This window comes from Mycobacterium sp. 2-64 (assembly GCF_035918375.1).
Taxonomy (GTDB): domain Bacteria; phylum Actinomycetota; class Actinomycetes; order Mycobacteriales; family Mycobacteriaceae; genus Mycobacterium; species Mycobacterium intracellulare.
The window spans coordinates 4,455,284-4,477,087 of the sequence record NZ_CP142361.1 but is presented as its reverse complement, the minus strand read 5'-3'; the positions used below and the strand labels follow the sequence as shown (position 1 = coordinate 4,477,087).

Annotated in this window: 17 protein-coding genes; 9 read left to right on the top strand and 8 right to left on the bottom strand. The window is 68.1% G+C overall.

Annotation, left to right across the window (positions count from 1 at the left end):
• Window positions 1-7 precede the first annotated feature (7 nt).
• Window positions 8-1,534 (top strand): acetyl-CoA acetyltransferase, encoded by a 1,527-nt coding sequence (locus QGN31_RS20710; protein ID WP_009957826.1) that lies wholly within the window; start codon window positions 8-10, stop codon window positions 1,532-1,534.
• A gap of 6 nt (window positions 1,535-1,540) precedes the next feature.
• On the opposite strand, the gene QGN31_RS20705 is transcribed toward QGN31_RS20710, so the two are convergent.
• On the bottom strand, window positions 1,541-2,389 hold the full coding sequence (locus QGN31_RS20705) for an LLM class F420-dependent oxidoreductase (RefSeq protein WP_009957825.1): 849 nt from the start codon (window positions 2,387-2,389) through the stop codon (window positions 1,541-1,543).
• Between the two features lie 242 nt (window positions 2,390-2,631).
• On the opposite strand from QGN31_RS20705, the gene QGN31_RS20700 reads away from it, so the two are divergent.
• The 8 genes from QGN31_RS20700 (at window position 2,632) to QGN31_RS20665 (ending at window position 12,495) form a co-directional block, all read left to right on the top strand.
• Complete coding sequence (locus tag QGN31_RS20700) at window positions 2,632-3,528, top strand: DUF5336 domain-containing protein (RefSeq protein ID WP_008254020.1); 897 nt, start codon at window positions 2,632-2,634, stop codon at window positions 3,526-3,528.
• A gap of 38 nt (window positions 3,529-3,566) precedes the next feature.
• Entirely contained in the window at window positions 3,567-5,045 is a 1,479-nt protein-coding gene (locus tag QGN31_RS20695) for a cell division protein PerM (RefSeq protein ID WP_233425320.1), read from the top strand.
• A 179-nt stretch (window positions 5,046-5,224) separates the two neighbouring features.
• Complete coding sequence (purN, locus tag QGN31_RS20690) at window positions 5,225-5,854, top strand: phosphoribosylglycinamide formyltransferase (RefSeq protein ID WP_008254024.1); 630 nt, start codon at window positions 5,225-5,227, stop codon at window positions 5,852-5,854.
• A 13-nt stretch (window positions 5,855-5,867) separates the two neighbouring features.
• The gene (purH, locus tag QGN31_RS20685; protein ID WP_008254027.1) at window positions 5,868-7,451 is read left to right on the top strand and encodes a bifunctional phosphoribosylaminoimidazolecarboxamide formyltransferase/IMP cyclohydrolase; all 1,584 of its coding nucleotides are present in this window, start codon (window positions 5,868-5,870) and stop codon (window positions 7,449-7,451) included.
• Between the two features lie 105 nt (window positions 7,452-7,556).
• Window positions 7,557-8,120 (top strand): LGFP repeat-containing protein, encoded by a 564-nt coding sequence (locus QGN31_RS20680; RefSeq protein WP_026071410.1) that lies wholly within the window; start codon window positions 7,557-7,559, stop codon window positions 8,118-8,120.
• A 133-nt stretch (window positions 8,121-8,253) separates the two neighbouring features.
• Window positions 8,254-9,648, top strand: coding sequence for an ATP-binding protein (locus QGN31_RS20675; RefSeq protein WP_008254031.1), 1,395 nt, complete (start codon window positions 8,254-8,256; stop codon window positions 9,646-9,648).
• On the top strand, window positions 9,641-11,626 hold the full coding sequence (locus QGN31_RS20670) for a vWA domain-containing protein (protein ID WP_026071411.1): 1,986 nt from the start codon (window positions 9,641-9,643) through the stop codon (window positions 11,624-11,626). Before QGN31_RS20675 ends, QGN31_RS20670 begins: the two co-directional genes overlap by 8 nt.
• Before the next feature lie 20 nt (window positions 11,627-11,646).
• Window positions 11,647-12,495 carry an aldo/keto reductase gene (locus QGN31_RS20665; protein ID WP_008254041.1) on the top strand — a complete coding sequence of 283 codons (849 nt, stop codon included), beginning with the start codon at window positions 11,647-11,649 and terminating at the stop codon, window positions 12,493-12,495.
• Window positions 12,496-12,516: 21 nt separating this feature from the next.
• Here QGN31_RS20665 and QGN31_RS20660 read toward each other — a convergent pair whose 3' ends face one another.
• The 7 genes from QGN31_RS20660 to QGN31_RS20630 form a co-directional block, all read right to left on the bottom strand.
• Window positions 12,517-13,122: a DUF1707 SHOCT-like domain-containing protein gene (locus tag QGN31_RS20660; RefSeq protein WP_008254042.1), complete on the bottom strand. Its 606-nt coding sequence runs from the start codon at window positions 13,120-13,122 to the stop codon at window positions 12,517-12,519.
• Between the two features lie 132 nt (window positions 13,123-13,254).
• The gene (locus tag QGN31_RS20655; RefSeq protein WP_008254044.1) at window positions 13,255-14,058 is read right to left on the bottom strand and encodes an enoyl-CoA hydratase family protein; all 804 of its coding nucleotides are present in this window, start codon (window positions 14,056-14,058) and stop codon (window positions 13,255-13,257) included.
• Window positions 14,059-15,225: an acyl-CoA dehydrogenase family protein gene (locus QGN31_RS20650; protein ID WP_008254047.1), complete on the bottom strand. Its 1,167-nt coding sequence runs from the start codon at window positions 15,223-15,225 to the stop codon at window positions 14,059-14,061.
• Window positions 15,222-17,210 (bottom strand): acetyl/propionyl/methylcrotonyl-CoA carboxylase subunit alpha, encoded by a 1,989-nt coding sequence (locus tag QGN31_RS20645; RefSeq protein ID WP_014941346.1) that lies wholly within the window; start codon window positions 17,208-17,210, stop codon window positions 15,222-15,224. The genes QGN31_RS20650 and QGN31_RS20645 overlap by 4 nt, the downstream gene beginning before the upstream one ends.
• A 5-nt stretch (window positions 17,211-17,215) precedes the next feature.
• Window positions 17,216-18,811, bottom strand: a complete 1,596-nt coding sequence (locus QGN31_RS20640; protein WP_009957816.1) for an acyl-CoA carboxylase subunit beta — start codon at window positions 18,809-18,811, stop codon at window positions 17,216-17,218.
• Between the two features lie 28 nt (window positions 18,812-18,839).
• The gene (locus QGN31_RS20635) at window positions 18,840-19,988 is read right to left on the bottom strand and encodes an acyl-CoA dehydrogenase family protein (RefSeq protein WP_009957815.1); all 1,149 of its coding nucleotides are present in this window, start codon (window positions 19,986-19,988) and stop codon (window positions 18,840-18,842) included.
• Complete coding sequence (locus tag QGN31_RS20630; protein ID WP_008254060.1) at window positions 19,985-21,694, bottom strand: acyclic terpene utilization AtuA family protein; 1,710 nt, start codon at window positions 21,692-21,694, stop codon at window positions 19,985-19,987. Before QGN31_RS20630 ends, QGN31_RS20635 begins: the two co-directional genes overlap by 4 nt.
• Between the last annotated feature and the right edge of the window lie 110 nt (window positions 21,695-21,804).

Below are 21,804 nucleotides of genomic sequence, written 5' to 3'. Positions count from 1 at the left end.
TGGGTCTATGAATCTCGACCCGAACACGCCCGTCATCGTCGGCGTGGGGCAGTTCACCGAGCGCATCGAGGACTCCGGCTACCGCGGAATGTCGTCGGTGGAGTTGGCGACGGCAGCGGCGCAGGCCGCGCTACATGACACCGGGGCCGACGTCACCGCCGTCGCCACGGCCATCGACACCGTCGCCGCCCTCCGGCAGTTCGAGATCTCCGGGCGCACCCCCGCGCCGATGGGCAAGTCCAACAACTACCCGCGGTCGGTGGCCCAGCGCATCGGCGCCGCGCCGGCCCGCGCGATCCTCGAGCCCATCGGCGGCCAGGGCCCCCAGCATCTGGTCACCGAGTTCGCCGGTGTCATCGCCTCGGGGGAGGCGGAGGTCGTGATGATCTTCGGCTCCGAAAACACGTCCAGCATCCGGTATTTCGCCGACCGGGATAAGCCGGATCATTCCGACACGGTCGAGGGTTCCCTCGAGGACCGCGGGTTCGGATACGACGGCCTGTTCGACGACTACACCGTCGCGCATGGGCTCATCGGAGCGCCGGCCCAGTACGGGCTGCTGGAGAACGCGCGCCGCGGCCGGCTGGGCTTGAGCGTCGCCGACTACCGGCGCGAAATGGGCGAGCTGTTCGCCCCGTTCACCAAGGTGGCGGCGAAGAACCCGTTCGCGTCCTCCCCGGTGGAGCGCAGCGTCGACGAGCTGATCACCGTCACCGAGTCCAACCGGATGATCTGCGATCCGTACCCGCGGCTGCTGGTGGCCCGCGATCAGGTCAATCAGGGCGCGGCCGCGTTGCTGATGTCGGTGGGCGCCGCCCGCCGGCTCGGTGTGCCCGAGGAGCGCTGGGTGTTTCTGCACGGCCACGCCGACATGGTGGACCAGCCACTGCTGGACCGCCTCGACCTGACCTACAACTCGGCCTCGGTGCTGGCGGTCCAGGAAGCGCTCGCCGTGGCCGGTGTCGGCATCGACGACGTCTCGACCTTCGACCTCTACAGCTGCTTCCCGGTGCCGGTGTTCAACTTCTGCGACGGGACTCAGCTGGCCACCGACGATCCGCGGGGGCTCACACTCACCGGCGGCCTGCCGTACTTCGGCGGACCGGGCAACAACTACTCACTGCACGGCATCGCCGAAACGGTCAGCGAAATGCGGGATCTGCCAGGGCAATTCGGCCTGGTCGCCGCCAACGGCGGGATCATGAGCAAGTACTCCGCTGGGGTGTACTCGACCACGCCGGTGAATTGGAAGCCCGACAACAGCGCCGCACTGCGCGCCGAGGTCGCGGCCCGCCCCAAGATGGCGGTGACCATCAAGGCCGACGGTCGCGCGACCATCGAGACCTACACCGTGCGCTACGACTGGCCGGTGCGCACCGGCCTCATCATCGGCCGCCTCGACGACGACGGCAGCCGCTTCCTGGCCCTGAGCGAGGACCCCGATCTGGTCGGGTTACTCAGCGACGGCGAGCCGCTGGGGGCTTCGATCGTGGTGCGGTCGACGGATAAGGACAACCGGGCCACGCTGGCCTGACCGCAGTTACACGAGAGCCGCTAGTTTGCCGGCGAGCCGTTCGACGTAGGCGGCGACCTCGGCCTCGGGCTTGTCCGGCAGCCCGAACAGGACCTCGGTCACGCCCAGCTCGCTCCATTTGGCGAGCTTTTCGGGGACGGGCTTGAAGTCCAGTGCCACGATCTGCGGGGCGCCGTCGCGGCCCGCGGCCGCCCAGGTGTCCTGTAGCAGCTTGACCGGTTCGTCGATGTCGAAGTCGCGGGGGGTGGTGATCCAGCCGTCGGCGCTGCGCGCGATCCACTTGAAGTTCTTTTCGGTGCCAGCGGCGCCCACCAGCACCGGGATGTGCGGCTGCACCGGCTTGGGCCAGGCCCAGCTGGGCCCGAACTTGACGAATTCGCCGTCGTAGGAGGCTTCCTCCTCGGTCCACAGCGCCCGCATCGCTTCGAGGTACTCGCGCAGCATGGTGCGCCGACGCCCGGGCGGCACGTTGTGGTCGGCGAGTTCGTCGGTGTTCCAACCGAATCCGACGCCTAGGCTGACCCGTCCGCCGGAGAGATGGTCAAGGGTGGCAATGCTTTTCGCCAGCGTGATCGGGTCGTGTTCGACCGGCAGCGCCACCGCGGTCGACAGTCGCACCCGCGACGTGACGGCACAGGCGGCGCCCAGGCTCACCCACGGGTCCAGCGTGCGCATGTAGCGGTCGTCGGGCAGCGACGCGTCGCCGGTCGTCGGGTGCGCGGCCTCTCTCTTGATCGGGATATGAGTGTGTTCTGGCACGTAGAAGGTTTGAAAGCCGTGGTCATCGGCAAGCTTCGCGGCCGTCGCCGGAGAGATGCCGCGGTCGCTGGTAAAAAGCACAAGCCCGTAATCCATGCAGAGAATTAGAACGTGTTCTACCTGTGCTGAGCAAGCTCCGGTGATACCGACCGTCTCGCCGGAGGGCCGCCGGGGGCCTCGCCGCCCAAGACAGTGGCGGCGCCACCGGTTCCCGCACGTGCGCTAGCGTGGGTGATCGACCGCGTCGCAATGCGGTGACGCGCCTGCAAGCACAGCGTCGCATCGCCACCGCGGCGCCCGCTCGGCACTTAAAGGCACTGGTAGCAACAGGAGGAGCAATGACCTACTCTCCCGGTAGCCCCGGATACCCACCGCCGCAGTCCGGCGGCACGTATGCAGGCGCCACACCCTCGTTCGCCAAAGAAGACGACGGCAAGAGCAAGCTGCCGCTGTATCTGAACATTGCGGTGGTGGTGCTCGGCTTGGTGGCTTACCTCCTGAACTTCGGGCCCACGTTCACCATCAGCGCCGACCTCGGGCCGGGCATCGGTGGCCGGGCCGGCGATGCCGGTACCGCGGTCGTGGTTGCCCTGCTGGCCGCGCTGCTCGCCGGCCTGAGCCTGCTCCCGAAAGCCAAGAGCTACGTGGGCGTTGTCGCGGTCATCGCGGTGCTGGGAGCGCTGCTGGCCATCACCGAGACGATCAACCTGCCCGCCGGTTTCGCCATCGGCTGGGCGATGTGGCCCCTGGTGGCGGCCATCGTGCTGCAGGCGATCGCCGCAGTCGTCGTCGTGTTGCTGGACTCCGGCGTGATCACGGCGCCGACGCCGCGCCCCAAGTACGACCCCTACTCGCAGTACGGCCAGTACGGGCAATACGGGCAGTACGGCCAGCAGCCCTACTACGGTCAGCCGGGCGGCCAGCAGCACGGCGGCCAGCAGGGATACGGATCGCAATACGGCGGTTATGGGGCCAGCGGTGCGCCGACCCAGGGCGGCGCACCGACCGGCGGTTTCGGCGCCCAGCCTTCGCCGCAGTCGGGCTCGCAGCCGTCCGCGCAGCACCAGGGCTCGTCGACGCCCCCCACCGGCTTCCCCAGCTTCAGCCCGCCGCCGAACGTCGGCGGCGGATCGGACGCCGGTTCACCCACCAACTACTCCGAGCAATCCGGCGGTCAATCCTTCGGCCAGGAGCAGCAGTCGCCGTCCTCACCGTCTGGCCCAGCGCCCGCTTAACCGTGCGCTGTCGCGCCTAGTCGGGGACGTGCCCAAGAGTGACACGGCTAGAGGACAACCGGGCAGCGGGCGCTCGCCAGGCGCGTGACCTCGTCAGGGTCGCGTTCGCCCCGGCCGTGGTGGCGTTGGTCATCATCGCCGCGGTCACGCTCATCCAACTGCTGATCGCCAACAGCGACATGACCGGCGCCCTGGGTGCCATCGCCAGCATGTGGCTCGGCGTGCACCAGGTGCCGATCTCCATCGGTGGCCGCGAACTCGGTGTGATGCCGCTGCTGCCGGTGCTGCTCATGGTCTGGGCCACCGCGCGCAGCACGGCGCGGGCCACCTCGCCGCACTCGTCGTGGCTGGTCGTTCGCTGGGTGGTGGCGTCGGCGCTGGGCGGACCCTTGCTGATGACGGCCATCGCCCTCGCCGTCATCCACGACGCGTCGTCGGTGATCACCGAGCTGCAAACCCCGAGCGCGCTGCGGGCGTTCCTCAGCGTGCTCGTGGTCCACGCAGCCGGCGCGGGAATCGGGGTGTGGTCCCGGGTCGGGCCACGCGTGCTGGCGGTGTCGTCGTTGCCCTATTGGCTGGGCGATTCGCTGCGCGCCGCGTCCGCCGGCCTGCTGGCGTTGCTCGGGCTCTCCGGGTTCGTGACGGCCGGGTCGCTCGTCGTGCACTGGGCGACCATGCAGGAGCTCTACGGCATCACCGATTCGATCTTCGGCGAGTTCAGCCTCACCCTGCTGTCAATGCTGTACGCGCCCAACGTGATTGTGGGCACCGCGGCGGTCGCCGTCGGCTCCAGCGCCCACATCGGTTTCGCGACGTTCAGCTCGTTCACCGTGTTCGGTGGCGATATTCCGGCCTTGCCGGTGTTGGCGGCGGTGCCCAGGCCGCCGCTGGGGCCGGTATGGGTTGCGCTGCTCATCATCGGTGCGTCGTCGGGCGTGGCGGTGGGACAGCAGTGCGCCCGGCGTGCGCTGCCGCCGGCCGCGGCGATGGTCAAGCTGTTGGTCGCCTCGGCCGCCGGGGCTTTGGTGATGTCGCTGCTCGCGTACGCCGGGAGCGGCCAGCTGGGTAACTTCGGCCATGTCGGCGTCGACCAGGGCGCGTTGCTGCTCGGTGTCTTCTTCTGGTTCACGGTGATCGGCGGGATCACCGTGGTGCTGAGTGGGGGGATCAGGCCCCGGCCCAGGCGGTTGCGGGCCAAACCTGCGTCCGCCGCACCGGCCGAAGAGCCGGCGGATTTCACCGATGTTTTCGACGATCGGGTGGCGGAGGAGGACGTCTTCGAGGGTTCCGCGGGTGATCCGGGGGAGGGTGAGCCGGGGACTCCGGCGGCGGAGGGCGAGCCGGGGTCTCGTGTGGCGCAGGGCGATGCCGCGGAGGGCGAGCCGGGGTCTCCCGCGGCGGGGGGCGATGCCGCGGAGGGCGAGCCGGGGTCTCCCGCGGCGGAGGGCGAGGCGGGGTCTCCCGCGGCGGAGGGCGAGCCGGGACCTACCGCTGCCGAACGCGATCCGGAGCAATAGGCAAATTGCCCACCTCCGAGCGACAACGGCCGTGGGAAATCGCGGGCGTCGGACGGTTGTCGCTCGGAGGTGGGCAATTGCCCTATTGGCCAGCTTGATCGTCAAACGCATGCCGCCGCCATCGGGCTCCTGAGCGCGCCCGTGAGGGCGCGCATCGTCGCCCGACTAGGCTCGCCGATGTGGTCGAAGCCCTCCATGTGCCCCCCAACGCGTCGGCGCGGGTAGTGGTACTGGCCTCGGGCACCGGATCGCTGCTGAACTCCCTGATCGCCGCCGCGGTCGCGGACTATCCTGCCCGGATCGTCGCCGTCGGCGCCGACCGCGACTGCCTGGCCACCGAGATCGCCGCGGCCGCGTCCCTGCCCACCTTCACCGTCCGGCTCGGCGACCACCCCGACCGCGACGCCTGGGACACCGCTATCACCGAGGCCACCGCCGCTCACTCGCCCGACCTAGTGGTGTCCGCGGGATTCATGAAAATCCTTGGACCACAATTCCTTTCACGGTTCTACGGACGCGTCATCAACACGCATCCGGCGCTGCTGCCGGCGTTCCCGGGCGCGCATGGGGTGGCCGACGCGTTGGCCTACGGCGTGAAAATCACAGGCTGTACGGTGCACCTGGTGGACGCCGGGACGGACACCGGGCCGATCCTGGCGCAGCAATCCGTTCCCGTGCTCGACGGCGACAACGAAGAGACTTTGCATGAACGCATCAAGGTCACCGAACGCAAGCTGCTCGCGGACGTGGTGGCCGCGATCGCAACCGGCGGGCTGACCCTGGTCGGGAGAAAAGCGACGATCGGATGAAAGGCGACAACGGATGAGCACCGACGACTGGCGGGAGAACGCCAAAAGGCCGATCCGCCGCGCCTTGATCAGCGTGTACGACAAGACCGGGCTCATCGACCTGGCCCGGGGGCTGGCCGCGGCGGGCGTCGAGATCGTCTCCACGGGATCCACCGCGAAGAACATTGCCGAAAAAGGCATTCCGGTGACCCGGGTCGAGGAACTGACCGGGTTCCCCGAAGTGCTCGACGGCCGCGTCAAGACCCTGCACCCGCGCGTGCACGCGGGCCTGCTGGCGGATCTGCGCAAACCCGAGCACGCCGAGGCGCTCGAACAGCTCGGCATCGCGGCCTTCGAACTCGTCGTCGTCAACCTGTACCCGTTCAGCGAGACGGTGGACTCCGGCGCGAGCATCGACGATTGCGTCGAACAGATCGACATCGGGGGACCGTCGATGGTGCGGGCCGCCGCGAAGAACCATCCCAGCGTGGCGGTGATCACCGACCCGCAGGGCTATGACGGCGTGCTGGCCGCGGTCCGGCAGGGCGGGTTTACGCTCGCCGAGCGCAAAAGACTGGCGGCGCTGGCGTTTCAGCACACCGCCGAATACGACATCGCGGTGGCGAGTTGGATGGAGTCGACGCTGGCCCCCGAACATCCAGCGACCGCCTTCCCGAAGTGGCTGGGCCGCAGCTGGCGCCGCTCGGCGATGCTGCGCTACGGCGAGAACCCGCACCAGCAGGCCGCGCTCTACAACGACCCGAGCGCGTGGCCCGGGCTGGCCCAGGCCGAGCAGCTGCACGGAAAAGAGATGTCCTACAACAACTTCACCGACGCGGACGCGGCATGGCGGGCCGCCTTCGACCACGAAGAGACATGCGTGGCAATCATCAAGCACGCCAACCCATGTGGAATCGCGATTTCGTCGGCCTCGGTGGCGGACGCCCATCGCAAGGCCCACGAATGCGATCCGCTGAGCGCATTCGGCGGGGTCATCGCGGCCAACACCGAAGTCAGCGTCGAGATGGCCGAATACGTCAGCACGATTTTCACCGAAGTCATCATCGCGCCCGCCTACGATCCGGCCGCCCTGGACATCCTGACCCGCAAGAAGAACATCCGGGTGCTGGTCGCCTCCGAGCCGCTCACCGGCGGCACCGAACTGCGGCCCGTCAGTGGCGGGCTGTTGGTGCAGCAGCGCGACGAACTCGACGCCCACGGGGACAACCCGGCGAATTGGACCCTTGCGACGGGGGACCCCGCCGACCCGGAAACGCTGGCGGACCTGGCTTTTGCCTGGCGGGTATGCCGCGCCGTCAAATCGAATGCGATCGTGATCGCCGCCGGTGGCGCCACCATCGGCGTCGGCATGGGTCAGGTGAACCGCGTCGACGCCGCGCGGCTGGCCGTCGAACGCGGCGGGGATCGGGTGCGCGGCGCGGTCGCGGCCTCGGACGCGTTCTTCCCCTTCCCCGACGGACTCGAGACGCTGACCGCTGCCGGGGTGAAGGCCATCGTGCATCCGGGCGGATCGGTGCGCGACGACGAGGTGACCGCGGCCGCGGCCAACGCCGGCATCACGCTGTATCTCACTGGGGCGCGCCACTTCGCCCACTGAAGATCGGCAATTGTCGATCCCAGTCCTTGCTCTATGGTCGCGAATGGAAATAGCATCACTTTGGGTCGGCAATAGCGGGGCGAACACAATTCGAGAGGAATTGATATGCGCGCGAACGCAATACGAACGGCCACAATTTCCGTCGCGATTGCGAGTGTCGCACTCGTCGGCGCAGGATGCTCGGCAAATAAATCGGGTGAAGCCGGCAGTTCAACAACTACACCCGCTTCGTCGGCCGCAACCTCGAGCTCAGCCGCCGCGGGAACATCAGCAGCAACGACTCCGAGTGCGCCAGGCAGCACGACGCAGATTCCGGGCGCAAACGGCACGCCGTACACCGTTCAGGGACCAATTTTGGCGAAGTACCAGTCCCTCGACGACAAGGCGCGCAAGGACTTAGGGGCCCCGAAGGATAATCAGCAAACGAATCCCGACGGTGGCACCTACCAGCAATTCGATGGCGGCGTCATCGTCAACAAGACGCAGGCCTACGTGGTGTGGGGCTTGATCCGCGACAAGTGGAATGAGCTCGGCGGTTCGCAGGGCAAGCTCGGGTATCCGACCAGTGACGAGGTCGACACCCCCGATGGCATGAAGAAGTCGACTTTCGAGCACGGCACGATCACGTGGAAGCCGGGTGACGCGCAGGCCGTCGTCAGCTACAGCTGAGCGGTGTTCGGGTGCAGCATCGCGCTGCGCTCGGGATCTCCGACCGGGTGCCGGGCAGTCGATCAGCCTGCCCGGCACCCGCGTACTTGGGGGAGGGCATAGTGTCCCATCGGCGGCATCGTCGTAGCGTGGAGTGGTGACGTCACCGAGCAACCTGCCCCGCACCGTCGGCGAACTGCGCGCCGCCGGTCACCGTGAACGGGGAGTCAAGCAGGAAATCCGCGAAAATCTGCTGACCGCACTGGCCGACGGGCCGGACAGCGCAGCCATCTGGCCTGGCATTCTGGGATTCGACGACACCGTCTTGCCCCAGCTCGAGCGGGCTTTGATCGCGGGTCACGACTTCGTGCTGCTCGGCGAGCGCGGCCAGGGCAAAACCCGGCTGCTGCGTGCGCTGGTCGGGTTGCTCGATGAGTGGACGCCGGTGATCGCCGGGGCCGAACTGGGGGAGCATCCGTTCTCGCCGATCACGCCGGAGTCGATCCGCAAGGCCGCCACCCTGGGCGACGACCTGCCGGTGGAGTGGAAGCACCGCAGCGAGCGCTACACCGAAAAGCTCGCCACGCCCGACACCAGCGTCGCCGACCTGGTTGGCGACATCGACCCGATCAAGGTCGCCGAGGGCCGCAGCCTGGGGGACCCCGAGACCATCGCCTACGGGCTGATTCCGCGCGCGCACCGCGGCATCGTCGCGGTCAACGAACTTCCCGACCTCGCCGAGCGCATCCAGGTGTCGATGCTCAACGTGATGGAGGAGCGCGACATCCAGGTCCGCGGCTACACGCTGCGCCTGCCGCTGGACGTGTTGGTGGTCGCCAGCGCCAACCCCGAGGACTACACCAACCGCGGGCGCATCATCACCCCGCTCAAGGACCGCTTCGGCGCGGAGATCCGGACCCACTATCCGCTCGAGCTCGACGCGGAAGTCGGGGTGATCGCGCAGGAGGCGCACCTGTCGGCGCAGGTGCCCGACTACCTCATGCAGATCATCGCCCGGTTCGCCCGCTACCTGCGGGAGTCGAATTCCGTCGACCAACGCTCGGGGGTGTCGGCGCGGTTCGCCATCGCCGCCGCCGAGACCGTCGCGGCCGCCGCCCGCCATCGCGGCGCGATCCTGGGGGAGACGGACCCGGTGGCACGGGTGGTCGATCTGGGCACCGTGATCGACGTCCTGCGCGGCAAGCTGGAATTCGAGTCCGGCGAGGAAGGCCGCGAACAGGCGGTGCTCGAACACCTGCTGCGCCGCGCGACCGCGGACACCGCGTCGCGGGTGCTGGGCGGCATCGACGTCGGATCGCTGGTGTCGGCGGTCGAGGGCGGGTCCGCGGTGACGACGGGCGAGCGGGTGTCGGCAAAGGACGTGCTGGCCGCCGTCCCGCGCCTGCCGGTGGTGGACAAGATCGCGGACAAGCTGGGCGCGCGGTCGGAGGGCGAACGCGCCGCCGCGCTCGAGCTGGCGCTCGAGGCTTTGTATCTGGCCAAGCGCATCGACAAGGTGTCCGAGGAGGGGCAAACCGTCTATGGCTAATAGAGGGCACTCATCGCGGTACTCGGCGTACACCGGCGGGCCCGACCCGCTGGCTCCGCCGGTGGATCTGCGCGAGGCGCTCGAACAGATCGGCCAGGACGTCATGGCCGGTACCTCGCCGCGACGCGCGCTCTCCGAGCTGCTGCGCCGCGGCACCAAGAACATGCCGGGCGCGGACCGGCTGGCGGCCGAGGCCAACCGACGGCGACGGGAGTTGTTGCGGCGCAACAACTTGGACGGCACGCTGCAGGAGATCAAGAAACTGCTGGACGAGGCGGTGCTGGCCGAACGCAAGGAGCTGGCCCGCGCGCTCGACGACGACGCCCGCTTCGGCGAACTCCAACTGGACGCGCTACCGGCGTCGCCGGCCAAGGCCGTCCAGGAGCTTTCCGAGTACAACTGGCGCAGCGGCGAGGCGCGCGAAAAGTACGACCAGATCAAGGATCTGCTCGGCCGCGAGATGCTCGACCAGCGCTTCGCGGGCATGAAGCAGGCGCTTCAGGGGGCCACCGACGAGGACCGCCAGCGCGTCAACGACATGCTGAACGACCTCAACGACCTGCTGGACAAGCACGCGCGCGGCGAGGACACCCAGGAAGACTTCGAAAACTTCATGGACTCCCACGGCGAGTTCTTCCCGGAGAACCCGCGCAACGTCGACGAGCTGCTGGACTCGCTGGCCAAGCGGGCCGCCGCCGCGCAGCGCTTCCGCAACAGCCTCAGCGCCGAGCAGCGCGCGGAGCTGGATGCCTTGGCGCAGCAGGCATTCGGCTCACCGGCCCTGATGGAGTCGCTGAGTCGGCTCGATGCGCACCTGCAGGCGGCGCGGCCCGGGGAGGACTGGACCGGATCCGAACAGTTCTCCGGTGACAACCCGTTCGGGATGGGTGAGGGCACCCAGGCGCTGTCCGACATCGCCGAGCTCGAGCAACTGGCCGAGCAGCTCTCGCAAAGCTATCCCGGCGCCACCATGGATGACGTCGACCTCGACGCGCTGGCACGCCAGCTCGGCGACGAGGCGGCCGTCGATGCCCGCACGCTCGCCGAATTGGAACGTGCGCTGGTGAATCAGGGCTTCCTGGACCGCGGTTCCGACGGCCAGTGGCGGCTGTCGCCGAAGGCGATGCGCAGGCTCGGCGAGACGGCGCTACGCGATGTGGCGCAACAACTTTCCGGGCGGCGCGGTGAGCGTGATCATCGGCGGGCGGGTGCGGCCGGCGAGCTCACGGGCGCCACCCGGCCCTGGCAGTTCGGTGACACCGAACCGTGGAACATTTCGCGCACGCTGACCAATGCCGTGCTGCGGCAGGCGGGAACGGCCACCCTCGATGGGCCGGACGCGCGGTTGAAGATCTCCGTCGACGACGTCGAGGTCTCCGAGACCGAGACCCGCACGCAGGCCGCGGTCGCGCTGCTGGTCGACACGTCGTTTTCCATGGTGATGGAGAACCGCTGGCTGCCGATGAAGCAGACAGCGCTGGCGCTCAACCACTTGGTGTGCACGCGTTTTCGCTCGGATGCCTTGCAGATCATCGCCTTTGGCCGCTACGCCCGGACGGTGACCGCCGCCGAACTCACCGGCCTGGAAGGTGTCTACGAGCAGGGGACCAACCTGCATCACGCGTTGGCGCTGGCGGGGCGTCATCTGCGCCGCCACCCCAATGCCCAGCCCGTCGTGCTGGTGGTGACCGACGGCGAGCCGACCGCCCACCTGGAGGACTTCGACGGTGATGGCACGACGGTCTTCTTCGACTACCCGCCGCACCCGCGGACCATCGCCCACACCGTGCGCGGCTTCGATGAAATGGCGCGCCTCGGTGCGCAAATCACGATCTTCCGGCTGGGCAGCGATCCCGGCCTGGCGCGCTTCATTGACCAGGTCGCCCGGCGCGTCGAGGGACGCGTCGTGGTGCCCGATCTCGACGGGCTGGGAGCGGCGGTGGTCGGCGACTACCTACGTTCCCGCCGCCGTCGATAGACCATAAAAGGAGAAATCCCGTGAGCAAGGTTCCCACGATCGAACTCAACGACGGTGTCGAGATCCCGCAGCTCGGTTTCGGGGTGTTCCAGATCAAGCCCGACGAGACGGCCGCGGCGGTCAAGACGGCGCTCGACATCGGATACCGGCACATCGACACCGCCGAAATGTACGGAAATGAAAAGGAAGTCCGCCAAGGCATCCGCGACGCCGGCCTTGAGCGCGGCGAGGTCTTCATCACCAGCAAGCTCAACAACGGCTTTCACAAGCCCGATGACGCGCGCCGCGCCTTCGACCAAACGCTGAAGGCGCTCGATTCGGACTACGTCGACCTGTTTCTCATCCACTGGCCGCTGCCCACGCTCTACGACGGCGACTTCGTCTCGACGTGGAAGGTCTTCGAAGAGTTCGCGCGGGACGGACGCGCGCGCAGCATCGGCGTGTCGAATTTCCAAGTCGCACATTTGAATCGGCTCGCCGACGAAACCGACACCGTGCCGTCGGTCAACCAGATCGAGGTTCATCCATACTTCGGCAACGACGAGGTGAGGGCGTACGGACGCGAGCACGGCATCGCCACGGAGGCGTGGGCACCCATCGCCCAGGGCAAGGTGCTCGACGATCCGGTGATCAACCGCATCGCCGGGTCCCGCGACAAAACGCCCGCACAGGTCGTGTTGCGCTGGCACATTCAGCGCGGCGACATCGTCTTCCCCAAATCGGTGACACCGGCACGGGTCAAATCCAACTTCGAGCTGTTCGACTTCGAACTGGACGATTCCGACATGGACGCGATCTCAGCGCTGAACAAGGGTGAGTCGGGACGCAACGGACCCAACCCTGACACCTTCGACTACGTGCCCCGCTGAGGCTCCGTCGCTGGGAAGCGGCTACCCGCCGCGGGGCCTGCGGGCCTTACGCGCGATCCCGACGGCTCCCCACAGCGAGAAGCCGCGAATGTGGACCGTCGGTGCCCCGGGAGTGCCCTGGCCGTGGACGCCGCGGTCGAAGTTTCCCATCACCCCGCGGCCGTGCACCTCCACGTTGACTTCGGGCGGCAGCAAAATGTTCTGCACGCCCATAATCGACATCGCGTGGATGTCAACCTCGGTCGAGGTGAAGTCGGCGTAGCGCAGATCGACCACCCCGCTGCCCCACAGGGTGAAGGTGGTCAGCTTCTTCGGCACGTTCCATCGGCCGCGCCGCTCGAAGCCACTCATCAACGCCAGCAGTAGCGTCGACGGCGCCGGATTGGGTTTGCCGCCGCGGCGCGGGCTGATCGGGGCGCCGGGCAGATCGGCCCTCAACCGGTCCAGTTCCTCATACGTCGTCGCGGCATAGGCCCTGGTCAAACGGTCTTCGTAGTCGTTGAGCTGCAGGCGGCCCTGCTCGGCCGCGTACGCCAGCAACTGCGCAGTCTGTATGCGATCGGTATCGGCCGCGCGCGACGGCTGGTCGCGCGTGTCCTCCGCATCCCGTTGCGTTGAGTTGCTCATCACCCACGAGCCTACGACGTCCAGGTTTTGCTGCAAGAGGATTGGCTAAACTGCAACCTTGCATCGGCTCGGGCCGGACCGCCGGCCGATTTGGCCGGACCACTCTTAGACATCTGGCTAACTTGTCGTTGGCTAACTCGTCCAGCGGGGTGGCCGCTTCTCCAGGAACGCCAACATGCCTTCGCGGGCCTCGTCGGACACGAAGAGCCGCGCCGATTCCTCGGCGAGCCGTTCGGCGTCACGGTCGAACCCTTCCAACACAGCGGCCGTCGTCAGCGCCTTGGAAGCCGCGAGCCCCTGCGGTGACCCACGGCCCACATCGGCGACCAGTTTCTCGGCCGCGGCGTCGACGTCCTCGGCGGCCATGGTGATCAGCCCGATTTCCGCCGCCGCGTCGGCGTCGAATGTTTCGCCGGTCAGGTAGTAGCGCGCCGCGGCGCGCGGCGACAATTTCGGCAGCAGAGTCAACGAGATGATCGCCGGGGCGACGCCGATGCGCGCCTCGGTCAGCGCGAACGTGCTGCGCGGCCCGGCGACCGCGATATCGCAGGCACCCACGAGGCCGAAGCCGCCGGCCCGGACATGGCCGTTGATGGCGGCGATCACCGGCAGTGGCGAGGCGACGATGGCCCGCATCAAAGCGGTCATCTCCCGGGCCCGGGCGACGGCCATGTCATAGGCAGGGGGTGGCGACCCGCTTCGCCCGGCTGCGCCGCCGCCCTCGCTCAGGTCCGCGCCGGCGCAGAAGGTGCCCCCGGCGTGGCCCAGCACCACCGCGCGCACGGCCGGATCCGACGAGGCGTCGCGCAGCCCCTGGTGCAACTGGGCGACCAGCGTGGTCGACAGCGCGTTGCGGTTGTGCGGTGAGTTCAGCGTCAGCCGCGCGTACGGCCCGCCCGTGTCGGCGGGTCCGGCGTATTCGACGAGGGTGTCCATTTAGTAGCTTCGCGGCAGGCCCAGTGACGTCTGCGCGACGAAGTTCAGCACCATCTCGCGGCTGACCGGGGCGATGCGGCCAAGCCGGGCCGAAGTCAGCATGGCGCCCACACCGTATTCCTTGGTGAGCCCGTTGCCGCCCATCGACTGCACGGCCTGGTCCACCGACCGGGTAGCAGCTTCGGCCGCAGCGTATTTGGCCATGTTCGCGGCCTCGGCCGCAGCCATGTCGTTGCCGGAGTCATACAGGGTCGCGGCCTTCTGCATCATCAGCTTGGCGAGTTCGACCTCGATGTGGCACTGCGCCAACGGATGTGACAGCCCTTGGTGCGAGCCGATCGGGGTTCCCCACACCTGGCGGGTCTTGACGTACTCGGCGGCCCGGTCCAGCGCGAACCGCCCCATCCCGACCGAGCTGGCCGCGCCCATGATGCGTTCGGGGTTCAGGCCGGCGAAAAGCTGTGCGATGGCGGCATCTTCGGCGCCGACGAGTGCGTCGCTGGGCAACCGGACATCGTCGAGGAAGACCTGGAATTGGCGTTCGGGGCTGATCAATTCCATTTCGATGGGCGTGTAGGTGAAGCCGGGCGCATCGGTGGGCACCACGAACAGCGCGGGGCGCAGCTTGCCCGTTTTGGCCTCCTCGGTGCGGGCCACCACGAGCACGGCCTGCGCCTGGTCGATGCCGGAGATGAACACCTTCTGGCCCTTGAGGACCCAGTCGCTGCCGTCGCGGCGGGCCGTGGTGGTGATCTTGTGCGAGTTGGATCCGGCGTCGGGCTCGGTGATGGCGAACGCCATGGTCAGTGTCCCGTCGGCGATACCGGGGAGCCAGCGCTTCTTCTGCTCCTCGGTGCCGAACTTGCTGATGATGGTGCCGTTGATGGCGGGCGAGACCACCATGAGCAGCAACGCGCTACCGGCGGCGGCCATCTCCTCCATCACCAGCGACAGCTCGTACATTCCGGCGCCGCCACCGCCGTACTCCTCGGGCAGATTCACGCCCAGGAAGCCGAGTTTTCCTGCCTCCGACCATAATTCGTCGGTGTGCTCGTGGGCGCGCGCCTTCTTCAGGTAGTACTCGCTGCCGTAGTTGGACGCCCATTCAGCCACCGCCTTGCGCAGGGCCTGACGCTCCTCGTTCTCGATGAAGCTGCTGTCGGTCACTGGGGATCTCCTTCTGATTGCGGCGCTTCGACTCTTGCCAGTACGGCGCCCACTTCGACTTGCTGACCGGTCTTGACGTCGAGTTCGGCGAGAACGCCGTCGACCGGTGCTGTGATGGTGTGTTCCATCTTCATGGCTTCCAACCAGATCAGTGGTTGACCGGCGGTGACGGTGTCGCCGATCGCAGCGCCGAGTCGGATGACGTTGCCGGGCATGGGGGCGACCAGCGATCCCTTTTCGACGGTCGAACCGGGCTCGGGGAAGCGCGGCAGCGCGATCAGGTGCACCGGTCCGCGCGCGGAGTCGACGTAGACGTCGGAATCGCTGGGGTCGTAGCGCCGCACCGAGAAGTGGTGGTCGACGCCGTCCGTCCTCAATACCACAGCTTTCGCCGTGGCCGACACCAATTGCACCGAAGGATCGTCGGGCAGGACCAACCGGGTTCTGTCGAACCGGTATTGAATGCGGTGTTCGTTGCCGTCATCGTCACCGTAGGTCTTGACCTGATAACCCGACCGCAGGTTTCGCCAGCCGCTGGGGATGGCACCCAACACCGGGGCGAGCGCTCGGTTGCGCGCGGCGTCGGCGAGGGCGGCGGCGATCGCCGACAGACGAACCGCTGCGGCGTCACCCAGCGGCGCCGATAGTTCGGCCAGGCCGTGCGTGTCGAAAAACGCTGTGTCGGTGGCGCCGTCGAGGAACGCTGGATGCCGTAACACATTCACCAGCAGGTCGCGGTTGGTGCGCAGCCCGTGCACCCGGGCTCGGGTCAGCGCGTCGGCGAGAACCAGCGCCGCCTGGCGGCGTGTCGGGGCGTAGGAGATGACCTTGGCCAGCATCGGGTCGTAGTGGATCGACACCGTGAATCCGTCGGCGATCCCCGAATCCAGCCGGATGCCGGTCCGTTGTCCCAGCGAGCCGAACTCGGCTCGCACGGAGGGCACCTCGAACGCGCGCATAACACCGGCCTGGGGCTGCCACTCGCGTGCGGGATCCTCCGCGTAGAGCCTGGCCTCGATCGAATGACCCTGGGCGGCAGGAGATTCGGCGTCGAGGCGGGCGCCGTCGGCCACCGCGAGCTGCAGTTCCACCAGGTCGAGCCCGGTCGTCTCTTCGGTGACCGGGTGCTCGACCTGTAGCCGCGTGTTCATCTCCAGGAAGTAGAACTCGCCATCGTCGTCGGCCAGGAACTCCGCCGTCCCGGCGCCGGTGTAGCCGATCGCGCCGGCGGCCAGTCGCGCCGCGTCGAACAGCTTGGCGCGCATGCCCGGGGTGCGCTCCACCAGCGGGGAGGGGGCCTCCTCGATGATCTTCTGGTGGCGGCGCTGAATCGAGCACTCGCGTTCCCCGACGGCCCACACCGTGCCGTGGGTGTCGGCCATGACCTGAACCTCGATGTGGTGGCCGGTGGGCAGGTAGCGCTCGCAGAACACCGTCGGATCGCCGAACGCGGACTGCGCTTCGCGGCGCGCTGCCTCGACTTCTGCTGGCAGGGCGGACAATTCGCGCACCACCCGCATGCCCCGCCCGCCCCCGCCCGCGGAGGCCTTGACCAGCACCGGCAGCTGCGCCTGGGTGACCGTGTCGGGATCGAGCTCGTCGAGAACGGGCACGCCGGCGGAGGCCATCAGCTTCTTGGCCTCGATCTTGGAGCCCATCGCCCGCACCGCGTCCACCGGCGGGCCGATCCAGGTCAGTCCGGCGTGCTGGACGGCGGCCGCGAAATCGGCGTTCTCCGAGAGGAACCCGTAGCCGGGGTGGATCGCGTCGGCACCGGCGGCGCGGGCCGCGGCGATGATGGCCTCGGCGTTGAGATAGTCGTTGGTCTTGGGCAGCCGCACCCGGGCGTCGGCCTCGGCGACGTGCGGCGCGCCGGCGTCCGGGTCGGTGTAGACGGCGACGGTGCCCAGGCCCAGCCGGCGGCACGTGGCGAACACCCGGCGCGCGATCTCGCCACGGTTGGCAACCAGAACTCGAGTAATCATGGGGCTCACATCCGGAAGACGCCGAAGTTCGACGTCCCCTTGATCGGGCCATTGGCGATGGCGGACAAACAGATTCCCAGCACGGTCCGGGTGTCCCGTGGGTCGATCACCCCGTCGTCGTAGAGCATCCCGGACAACACCAGCGGCAGCGACTCCGCCTCGATCTGGCCCTCGACCGCGGCCCGCATCGCCGCGTCGGCCTCCTCGTCGACCTGCTGGCCGCGGGCTTCCGCGGCCGCGCGGGCCACGATCGACAGCACCCCCGAGAGCTGGGCGCCACCCATCACCGCGGACTTCGACGTCGGCCAGGCGAACAGGAACCGCGGATCGTAGGCACGGCCGCACATGCCGTAGTGGCCCGCGCCGTAGGAGGCGCCGATCAGCAGCGAGATGTGGGGGACGGTCGAATTGGACACGGCATTGATCATCATCGAGCCGTGCTTGATCATCCCGCCCTCCTCGTAGTCCTTGCCCACCATGTAGCCGGTGGTGTTGTGCAGGAACAGCAGTGGCGTGTTGGAGCGGTTGGCCAGCTGGATGAACTGCGTGGCCTTTTGCGACTCCTCGCTGAACAGCACGCCGCGCGCGTTGGCCAGGATCCCGATCGGGTAGCCGTGCAACTGGGCCCAGCCCGTCACCAGTGAGGAGCCGTACAGCGGCTTGAATTCGTCGAATTCGGATCCGTCGACAATCCGGGCGATCACTTCGCGGGGATCGAATGGGATGCGCAGATCCGCGGGGACGATGCCGATGAGCTCCTCGGTGTCGAATAACGGCTCGGTGATCGGCTTGGGTTTCGGGCCTTGCTTGGTCCAATTCAGCCGGGCGACGATGCGGCGGCCGATGCGGATGGCGTCGAGTTCGTCGACCGCGAAGTAGTCGGCCAAACCCGAGATCCGGGCGTGCATCTCGGCGCCGCCCAGCGATTCGTCGTCGGACTCCTCGCCGGTGGCCATCTTCACCAGTGGGGGACCGGCGAGGAACACCTTGGAGCGTTCCTTGATCATCACCACGTGATCGGACATCCCCGGGACGTAGGCGCCGCCCGCGGTGGAGTTACCGAACACCAAAGCGATGGTGGGGATCCCGGCCGCCGAAAGCCTGGTCAGGTCGCGGAACATCCGCCCGCCGGGGATGAAGATCTCCTTCTGGGTGGGCAGGTCGGCGCCGCCGGATTCCACCAGCGAAATCACCGGAAGCCGGTTCTCGAAGGCGATCTGGTTGGCCCGCAGGATCTTCTTCAGGGTCCATGGGTTGCTGGTGCCGCCTTTGACCGTCGGGTCGTTGGCGACGATCATGCATTCGACGCCCTCGACCACGCCGATGCCGGTGACGGTGCTGGCGCCGACCTTGAAGGCGCTGCCCCAGGCGGCCAGCGGGCTGAGCTCCAGGAACGGCGAGTCCGCGTCGACGAGCAACTCGATGCGCTCACGCGCGGTCAGTTTGCCGCGCTCGTGGTGACGCTCAACGTATTTGGGTCCGCCGCCCGCCAGCGCATTGGCCAGCTCGGCGTCGATCTCGTCGAGTTTCGCGATCGCCGCCGACGCGGCCTCGGTGAACTCGGCGTCGTCGTGGTTCAGCGTGGATTGCAGGGTGGTCATTTGGCGCCACTCCTCCTCATCGCTGCGATCATGACTGGAACCCCAGGAGTTTGGCGGACAGTGCGGTCAGGATTTCGGTGGTGCCGCCGCCGATGCCCAGGATCCTCATGTCCCGGTATTGGCGCTCGACCTCGGATTCGGTCATATAACCCATGCCACCGAACAGCTGGACGGCCTGGTTTGCCACCCATTCGCCGGCCTCGACGGCGGTGTTTTTGGCGAAACACACCTGCGGGATCAGATTCGTCTCGCCGGCGAGCTGGCGTTCCACCACGTGGCGCGAGTAGACGCGGGCCACGTCGATGCGTCGGGCCATCTCGGCCAGCGTGTTCTGCACCGACTGCCGCGAGATCAGCGGGCGGCCGAACGTCTCGCGGTCGCGGCACCATTGCACGGTCAGGTCCAGGCACCGCTGGGCGCTCGAATACGCTTGGGCGGCAAGGCCGATTCGCTCGGCGACGAAGGCCTGCGCGATCTGGGCGAACCCGCTGTTCTCGGCGCCGACCAGGTTGGCCGCCGGCACCCGGACGTCGGTGTAGGACAACTCGGCGGTGTCCGAGGATCGCCAGCCCATCTTGTCCAACTTGCGCGTCACCTCGAAGCCGGGAGTGCCCTTTTCGACCACCAGCAACGAAACCCCCGCCGCGCCAGGGCCTCCGGTGCGCACCGCGGTGACGACGTAGTCGGCGCGCACGCCGGAGGTGATGTAGGTCTTGGCGCCGTTGACGATGTAGTGATCACCGTCGCGCTCGGCGGAGGTCCGCAGGTGGCCGACGTCGGAACCGCCGCCCGGTTCGGTGATGGCCAGCGAACCGATCTTCTCGCCCGCCAGCGTCGGCCGGACGAACTCCTCGATGAGCCGCTCGTCGCCGGAGGCGATCATGTGCGGCACCGCGATGCCACAGGTGAACAGCGACGCGAAGACGCCCCCTGGGGCTCCGGCCTGATGCATCTCTTCGCAGATGATCACCGCGTCGGCGCCGTCGCCACCCCCGCCGCCGACCGATTCGGGGAAGCCCGCGCCCAGCAGCCCGGCGGCCCCGGCGCTGCGGTGCAATTCGCGCGGCAGCTCGCCGCTGCGTTCCCACTCGTCGACGTGGGGCAGGATCTCGCGTTCCGCGAAGGAGCGCACCGTCTTTCGTAGCTGCTCACGCTCGGGTGTGGTCCAAAGATTCATGACAACAGACTCTCCGGGATGTCGAGGTGGCGGCCGCGCAGCCATTCGCCCAACCCCTTGGCTTGAGGATCGAATCGGGCTTGGTAGGCGACGCCCTGGCCGAGGATGCCGTCGATGACGAAGTTGACCGCCCGCAGATTCGGCAACACGTGGCGGGTGACATCGAAGTCCGCCGCCTCGGGGAGTAGCTCCTTGAGCCGTTCGACGGTCAACGTGTGGGCCAGCCACCGCCATTGCTCGTCGGTGCGGACCCACACACCGACGTTGGCGGAGCCGCCCTTGTCGCCGCTGCGGGCACCGGCGATGCGGCCGAGTGGCGCCCTGCGCAGCAGGCCATCCGGAAGCGGCTCGGGCAGCGGCGGGGGATCGGCCGGAGCCAACACCAAAGTATCGGTGGCGCAGGGGATATCGATGCGCGTCCCGTCGGCGTGCACCGCGACGTGCGGCACCTGGTCGGCGTCGACGTAGCCGGGGGTGAACACGCCGTAGACCTGGCCGTCGCCCGGCGGTGCGGTCACGTGGAAGCCCGGATAGCTGGCTAGCGCCAACTCCACTGCGGCCGAAGAGAATTGGCGTCCGACATTAACGGGATCGGGGTCGCGCACGACGCAGTGCAGCAGCGCGCTGGCGGCCTCCTCGGTGTCGGCGTCGGCGTGGTCGGTGCGGGCCAGGGTCCACTGCAGTTCGGCGGGCTTGACGGTGAGCGCGGCGTCGAGTTGCCGGCGCACCAGCTCCGCCTTGGCCTCGATGTCCAGGCCGGTGAGCACGAAGGTCATCGAGTTGCGAAACCCGCCGATGCTGTTCAGCGACACCTTGTAGGTGGGCGGCGGGGCTTCGCCGCGCACGCCGCTGATGCGCACCCGGTCCGGACCGTCGGGCGCGAGCTCAACGGTGTCCATCCGAGCGGTGACGTCGGGGTTGGCGTAGCGCGCCCCGGTGATCTCGTACAGCAGCTGGGCGGTGACGGTGTCGACGCTGACCAAACCGCCGCTGCCGGGGTGCTTGGTGATCACCGAGGATCCGTCGGCATAGACCTCGGCCAGGGGAAAACCGGCGTGGGTGAGGTCGGCGATTTCGGTGAAGAACGCGTAGTTGCCGCCGGTGGCCTGGACCCCGCATTCGATGACGTGGCCGGCGACCATGGCGCCGGCGAGCTGGTCGTAGTCGGTGCGATGCCAGCCGAAATGCGCGGCGGCCGCCCCGACGATCACCGACGCGTCGGTGACCCGGCCGGTGACGACGACGTCGGCGCCGCCGGCCAGGCAGTCGACGATGCCCCAGGCGCCCAGGTAGGCGTTCGCGGTCAGCGGGCTGCCCAGGCCCAGTTCGGCGGCGCGGGGCAACAGGTCGTCGCCTTCCACGTGCGCGATCCGGGCGTCGATACCCAGGCGCTCGGCCAGCGCGCGGATCGCGTCGGCAAGCCCGGCCGGGTTGAGGCCGCCTGCGTTGGCCACGATGCGGACCCCGCGGTCGCGGGCCTCGCCCAGGCAGTCCTCGAGTTGCGTCAGGAAGGTCTTGGCGTAGCCGCGCTCGGGGTGCTTCATCCGGTCCCGGCCCAGGATGAGCATGGTGAGTTCGGCCAGGTAGTCGCCGGTGAGGTAGTCGACCTCGCCACCGGTGAGCATTTCGCGCATGGCCGACAGCCGGTCGCCGTAGAACCCGGAGCAGTTCGCGATCCGGACGCAAGCGCCGGAAGCAGAGGCCATGCCCGTCCTCCATTCAGGGATTCACCGGTGAGACCCAACCAACCAACCGGTAGGTTATCGGGTACCGCGGGTGTCACGTCAAGGATCCCACTTCGGGGCGGGTGCGCCAG